This window comes from Bradyrhizobium sp. NAS80.1, assembly GCF_001908205.1.
In the GTDB taxonomy this organism is placed as follows: Bacteria; Pseudomonadota; Alphaproteobacteria; order Rhizobiales; family Xanthobacteraceae; genus Bradyrhizobium.
Genome location: NZ_LGHL01000141.1, coordinates 1 through 6724, shown reverse-complemented (window position 1 = coordinate 6724; position 6724 = coordinate 1). Strand labels below are relative to the sequence as shown.

The 6724-nt window shown below is 61.3% G+C and carries 4 protein-coding genes; all 4 read left to right on the top strand.

The window, feature by feature from the left end; all coding sequences use genetic code 11:
• The first annotated feature begins 426 nt into the window (after positions 1-426).
• The 4 genes from AC629_RS29780 (at position 427) to AC629_RS29765 (ending at position 6579) form a co-directional block, all read left to right on the top strand.
• The gene (locus tag AC629_RS29780; protein WP_143199543.1) at positions 427-1470 is read left to right on the top strand and encodes a helix-turn-helix transcriptional regulator; all 1044 of its coding nucleotides are present in this window, start codon (positions 427-429) and stop codon (positions 1468-1470) included.
• A 259-nt stretch (positions 1471-1729) separates the two neighbouring features.
• A complete protein-coding gene (locus AC629_RS29775) occupies positions 1730-3121 on the top strand; it encodes a TIGR03118 family protein (RefSeq protein ID WP_084808421.1) in 1392 nt (463 codons plus the stop codon).
• A 15-nt stretch (positions 3122-3136) separates the two neighbouring features.
• The gene (locus AC629_RS29770) at positions 3137-5260 is read left to right on the top strand and encodes a peptidase domain-containing ABC transporter (RefSeq protein ID WP_084808420.1); all 2124 of its coding nucleotides are present in this window, start codon (positions 3137-3139) and stop codon (positions 5258-5260) included.
• Positions 5257-6579 carry an HlyD family type I secretion periplasmic adaptor subunit gene (locus tag AC629_RS29765; RefSeq protein ID WP_084808419.1) on the top strand — a complete coding sequence of 441 codons (1323 nt, stop codon included), beginning with the start codon at positions 5257-5259 and terminating at the stop codon, positions 6577-6579. Before AC629_RS29770 ends, AC629_RS29765 begins: the two co-directional genes overlap by 4 nt.
• The last annotated feature ends 145 nt before the right edge of the window (positions 6580-6724 follow it).

The window sequence follows — 6724 nt, the reverse complement described above, 5'->3', positions numbered from 1 at the left end:
GTCATTTCGCTGCCGCGCAATAAGTAGGTCACTTTTGGGGAGGAGCAGACATCGAGCGGCAGCGGAAACCAGCAGAGTCGGTCGAAAATGACCCAAACAAGACATTACAACTGACGTGTACAGCCGATTTTTGCGCCAACGAGAGCGAGAAAAACGCTGGACTGTTTTGGCGAACACCAACGGTGATTGAACGGTAATTGACGACCTCCCTCGCTGTGGTTCCGTTGTGTTCGGACCTCAGCTTCATGACTATGCTTCATGACTATTATGGGTTACCCGCTGGGTCGCACGATCGCGAAGTGCTAGTTTTGGATATTTCCAACACGACCGGACGCGAGGCAGGGCATGCGTACGTCGTGGGACCTAACTGCAATCCTCACAGCGATTACCCATGCGGCGGTTGACCCGTCCCGCTGGACGCCGGCATTGGATAAGATTTCGGCGGCTACAGGCGCTGTCGGCGCGGCGCTGATTCCCATCAACACAAGCGACCGACCACTTGGCCTTGTGGTCAGCGCCGGCGTGGCCGAACTGATGGACCGCTACATCAAGGAGGGATGGTACGAGCACGATCGGCGCGACCGAGGTATCCCAAGGTTGCTATCCACCGGGATAACGGTGGATCAGGACCACACTTCGCCGGAGGAAATGCGTCGTTCACGGTTCTACAACGACCTTCTCGGCAGATGTGGTTTTCGATGGTTCGCCGGCGTGGCCTTTGATGCGGGCGAGGACAATTTGTATCTCGCAATTCAGCGCAGTCCCAAACAGGGGCCGTTCCGTCCGGCCGAGCAACGACGGCTTCTTGCTCTTCGGCCCTCCTTGACCAGCGCCGCCACGGTCGGACGCGAATTGGGTTTCGTACGGGCGCTCGGAATCTCCGACGCTTTCGAGATGATGGAAACGGCTGCATTGCTCGTCGATCGCGATGGGCGTGTAGTTAGCACGAACAAGGTGGCCGATAAGTTGGTTGGTGGTCAGCTGCGCATAGTGAATCGGCACCTGATCGCAGATGATCGGAACGCCGCGAGCGCGCTCAGGCAGCTCATCGAGCGCGCGATCGTGAATGCCGACGCGGGGGCGACCATGATGCCGCCAGTTGCGGTCGCGCGTCCCGGCCGCCGCGCGCTGGCCGTCTACGCAGTGCCGCTAAGCGGCGTTGTCCGCGACGTATTAGCTGCGGTGCGCGCGATCGTCGTTATTCGTGATCTCGAAGAATGCTCAATGTCGCCCGAAGCGCATGTCAGGAACCTGTTCAGTCTGACTTCGGCCGAAGCCAAACTCGCGACGCGCGTAGCTTCCGGCGAACACCTTGAATTCGCCGCCGATGCCCTCGGAATCGCTTACCAAACCGCACGCAATCAGATGCAAGCAATCTTCGCGAAGACGGACACGCATCGGCAGGCAGAAATCGTGGCGTTGTTCGCGCGCCTCCAGGGTGCTCGGCCGCTCCACGGACAGTCGGCGTAGCAGCGGAGGAATAGTACATTTGCATCATGACCGCCGGAGCATTCTGCTCCATAAAGTTCTGCTCCATAGATCGGCGAGGGCTTGAGCCGGAGGCGCCGAAGCGCCGCCCGGCGGAGATTGGGCGACAGCGGCGAATTGGAGCAATGGCGTGCCTAACAGCACAGTGATCGCCGATGTTGAATTCGCGGGGAGCTATGGCGTTAGAGCTCAATCACGTGTCGACCCCCTCAGTCGTTCAAGCATCAGGGAGGAAACAGTCATGTTAGCGCGGTTCCAATCTGACCCGACGTCCGCCGGCGCCGCCGATGCGGCCAGCTATGTTCAGACGAATCTGGTCTCGGACGTCAATGGACTCGCCAAGGCGACCGACCCGAATTTGGTGAACCCTTGGGGCGTTTCGTTTAGGAACGGCAGCCCCTTCTGGATCTCGGACCAGGGCTCCAATTCGGCCACTCTCTACTCAGTGGACGGCAGCACCGGCACCGACGTCAATAATCCCGTTCCCGTTTTCACAGTGCACATCCCGACCACGCTGACCGGACCCCAGGGCCCCACGGGACAGGTCTCCAATACGAACGACTCGTCTTTCAAGCTGACCGACCCGCTCAGCGACCAGAAGACCGCCAGCTTCATCTTCGCCGATCTCAACGGGGAGATCTCCGCCTGGAACCCCAGCCTCGGGACAGACGGGTCAACCGCGTCCGTCGAAGTGACGACGCCGGGCGCCGTCTATACCGGACTGGCAGTCAACGAAGCTCATACGATGCTCTACGCCGCCAACGACCAAGCCGGGACCATCGACGTCTTCAACAGTATGTTCGCCCCGGTCAACCTAGGCGATCATGCGTTTCGGACCCCGGGCGAGATCGCGGCCCGGGGGCTCGTCCCTTTCAATGCGACGGACATCGGCGGCGAAGTGTATGTAACCTATGCGCCTTCCGGTCGTGCGGCGCAGACAACGGCCGACGAAGGCGACGGGGCGGTGGCCATTTTCAGCGAGAGCGGCAAACTCGAACCGCATGGAGTGCTGCTCGGCGGCCCTCACACCCCTCTCGCCGCTCCGTGGGGCGTCGCTATCGCTCCGGACAATTTCGGCCAGTTCAGCGACGATCTTCTGGTGGGCAATTTCAGCTTCCAGCACAGTGAAATCAACGCTTTCGATCCCCAGACCCACAAGTTGGTAGGCACGATCCCGATCTCCGCCGGTTCCGGACAGACGCCGGGCGGTCTCTGGACCCTGACTTTCGGGGGCGGCGGCAGAGACGGCAGCCCGAACACCCTCTATTTCACCGACGGCATCGATGGCGAGGCGCATGGTCTGTTCGGCGCAATCACGAGCTCGGCGGCGAAAACCATCGCCGTGACGGATCCGCCTGCATCCGGCGCGTCTGGACCACCCACCAACACCCGTGGTCTGTCCGATCTGATATCCCAGTTCGTCAGCAATGACACCATCGGTGCGCCAGATCAGTTGAGCGGCGGCAGGGTAGCTTCCCTTACACACACGAGTGGCCCACTCCCGGACATTGCTGCCCTCACCGAGCACTTCATGGGTGCGCCTTTCGTGAGCGGCGGGGCACTGGGGCTGTTACCCAGTTCACTAACAACAGCGGAAGAGCACAGAGCGTTGTTGGCCTTCCCTCATGGATGAAGGCGGGCCGCTGTTATGGACTCGGCACTTGAGTGCTTAGTCGCCGTCGCGCGGTACCACGGGATCGACCTTTCCGTCGACCGCCTCAAGCATGATTTTGCCCTCGCCGAGTACGACTCGATCGACCGCCTGCTGCCCTCCATCGCCCGAAGAAGCGGGTTTCGGACAAAAACGCTGAAGCTCAAATGGAGGGATTTGGGCCGTCTCGGCGAAGCCTACCCCATCATCGTTCGCCTCGCCGACGGAAGGCGCGTGATCGCCATCGGCATGCGGGACGAAGAGCTCGGCATCGTCGATCCGACGTCCAAACAGCCGGAGGTGGTTGCTTTCGGCAAGAAGACGTTCTGTCAGAACTGGAAGGGCGAGGCGCTGCTGCTGCGGCGCAACTACGCCATCACGGATGAGAGCCGGCCCTTCGGCTTTGCGTGGTTTATCCCGGAGATCCTGCGCAACGGCGCGGCTTTTCGCGACATCATCATTGCGGCACTCATGCTCCAGGTCCTGGCGCTCGCATTGCCGATCTTCATCCAGATCGTCGTCGACAAAGTGCTGGTGCATCAGGCCTACACGACGCTCTACGTGCTGGCGGCCGGGGTCAGTCTCGCAATCCTCTTCGATGCCGCGTTCAATTATCTCAGGCGATCTCTCCTGGTGTATGCCTCGGCGCGCATCGATGTCCGAATGTCGACGCGGACGTTCGAGCGCCTGCTGTCTCTCTCCATCGATTTCTTCGAGCGCGCCTCGGCCGGCGTCATCAGCAAGCACATGCAACAGGTCGAGAAGATTCGCGAATTCCTCACCGGGCGGCTCCTTCTGACGCTGCTCGATGCGACCTCATTGCTGATCATCGTTCCACTCCTGTTCATGTACAGCAAGGTGCTGGCCACGCTCGTGCTCGGGTTCTCGGCCTTCACAGCCTGCGTCATCGCCGCGCTCGTTCCAATCTATCGGCGGCGATTGCGCGCCCTCTACGAAGCGGAAGGACAACGCCAGGCCTATCTCGTCGAGACCATCCACGGCATGGAGACCGTGAAGGCGCTCGCGACCGAGCCGTTGCGGCGGCGAGAGTGGGACACGCGCTGCGCCCAGGCCGCGCAGTCGCATTTTCGGGTGGGCCGGATCTCGACGTCGGCGCAGGCGGTCATCGGCCTTCTCGAGAAGCTGCTTACGGTCGCCGTCATCGGGTTCGGTGCGCAGCTCGTTTTCGACGGCCAGATGACCGTGGGCGTACTCATCGCGTTCAACATGCTCTCGAGCCGCGTAACCGGGCCGCTTGGGCAGATCGTCTCATTGGTGCATTCGTACCAGGAGGCTGGCTTGTCGGTGCGCATGCTCGGCGAGATCATGAACCGGCGGCCGGAACGGAGCCCGAATGTCCGCGGGCTTCGGGCGCCGATCGCCGGACAGGTCGAGTTCGATCACGTCACCTTTCGCTATTCCGAGAGCGCGCCGCCGGCCCTCGACGACGTTTCCCTGACCATTCAGCCGGGTGAGGTCTTCGGGATCGTCGGCCGCAGCGGCTCCGGAAAGACCACTTTGACGCGTCTCATCCGTGCCATGTACCCGCTTCAGCTCGGTTCGGTGCGAATCGACGGCCACGACGCCCGCGAGATCGACCTGCCGCACCTCCGCAGCCAGGTCGGCATCGTGCTGCAGCAGTGCTTCCTGTTCCGCGGCACGGTCCGCGAAAACATCGGCTCGACCAAACCCGACGCCGCACTCGAGGAAATCGTCGCCGCGGCCACGGCTTCGGGTGCCGACGAATTCATCAGGAATCTACCGCAGGGCTACGACACGCTTCTGGAGGAAGGTGGCACGAACCTCTCGGGCGGGCAGCAGCAACGGATCGCGATCGCGCGAGCCCTGCTCCGTCAACCGAGGATCCTTATTCTCGACGAGGCAACCTCGGCGCTTGACCCGGAGAGCGAGGCAATCCTCCAGACAAATCTCTCCGAGATCGCCAAGGGGCGTACCGTCATCGTCGTCTCGCATCGCCTATCTTCGCTGGTGGGCGCTGACAAGATCGTCGTCCTCGATCGCGGTCGGCTTGTCGATCAGGGATCACATGGCGAGCTAATGTCTCGCTGCACCACCTACCGTCACCTTTGGAATCAGCAACATCGCCATCTCGCCGCATGAGCAAACTTCTGCCCGTTGCACTTGAGTTCCAAAGTGATGCCCGCCAGGTCGACGAGCAGCGCCCGCCCGCGAGCGAACGGGCGGTGCTGTACATGCTCCTTGCACTCATCGCGTGCGGTATAACTTGGGCATCGATCGCGAAGGTCGACCGGATCGTGGTCGCCCAAGGCAAGCTTGTCACGACCGCTGCCACGATGGTCATGCAGCCGCTTGAAACCTCCGTCGTCCGCAGCCTCAATGCCAGGATCGGAGACATGGTGCAGAAGGGTGACCCTCTGGCCACGCTCGATCCCACTTTCAGCATGGCCGACGCAGCGGAGCTCCGCGGCAAGATGGCGAGCCTCGGCGCACAGATCGCCCGCTTGGATGCCGAAATCGCAGACAGGCCATACGCGCCGGAGACGATTGACGACGAGGCACGCCTGCAAATGACAATCTGGACGCGGCGCGTCGAGAAGTACAGGGCGAAGGTCGAATCGTTTGACCGGCAAATTCGAGAAACGGAAGCCAAGATCGCGACCAAGACTGCCGACCAAGACGCATTGAAGCCGCGCCTCGTGATCGCACGCGAACTCGAGAACATGCGACGCGAGCTGTTCAAGAAAGAGGTGGGTACCAAGATCAGTTATCTTGATGCCGAGGCCCAGCGCATGCAGATCGAGCGAGACATGCAACTGGCTGCCAACGAATGTCTGGAACTTCAGGAGACGCTGAATCGTGTTAACGCTGACAAGGCCGTCTATGTGGCCGAGTTCCGCCAGCAACTCGGCGAGGATCTCGTCCAGGCTCGCCGCGAGCGCGATACTGCGGCCAAGCAGCTCGACAAGGCGGCCCGACGAAACGAGGTCACCGTGCTGGAGGCGCCTGCCGATGCCATCGTCCTCGACGTGGCTCAACGCTCGGTTGGGTCCGTCATGAAGGAGGCGGAGCCGCTCTACACACTAGTTCCTCTGAATTCACCACTTGAGGCGGAGGTTCTGGTGGAAGGACGCGACGTGGGCCAGGTCAAGACGGCATCTCTCACGCGCGTGAAGCTCGAAGCGTGGCCGTTTCAAAAACATGGCACGCTGGAGGGAGTGGTCAGAATGCTATCGGAGGACGTGTTTACTCCAGACCCTAAGAAGGAGGGAGAAGCGCGGCCCCACTACAAGGCTCGTATCAAGCTCACCTCAGGCGAGCTGCGGAATGTACCAGACCATTTCCGCCTGATCCCCGGGATGGCCGTGACTGCGGAAATCAAGGCAGGCGAGCGCAGCGTCATATCGTATTTCCTTTACCCACTCCTTCGCGGGCTCGACGAGAGTATCCGAGAGCCATGACGAGCGCGTCGACGTTAGCGGCCCTCTTTTGAAGGTCGGGTTTTGGCCCTTCGCGTCATTCCGTTGCCGCGCAGTAAGCTGGTCGGTTTCGGAGAAGTGCAGACATCGAACGGCGGCCGAAACCTGAGAGTCGGTCGAGAATGAC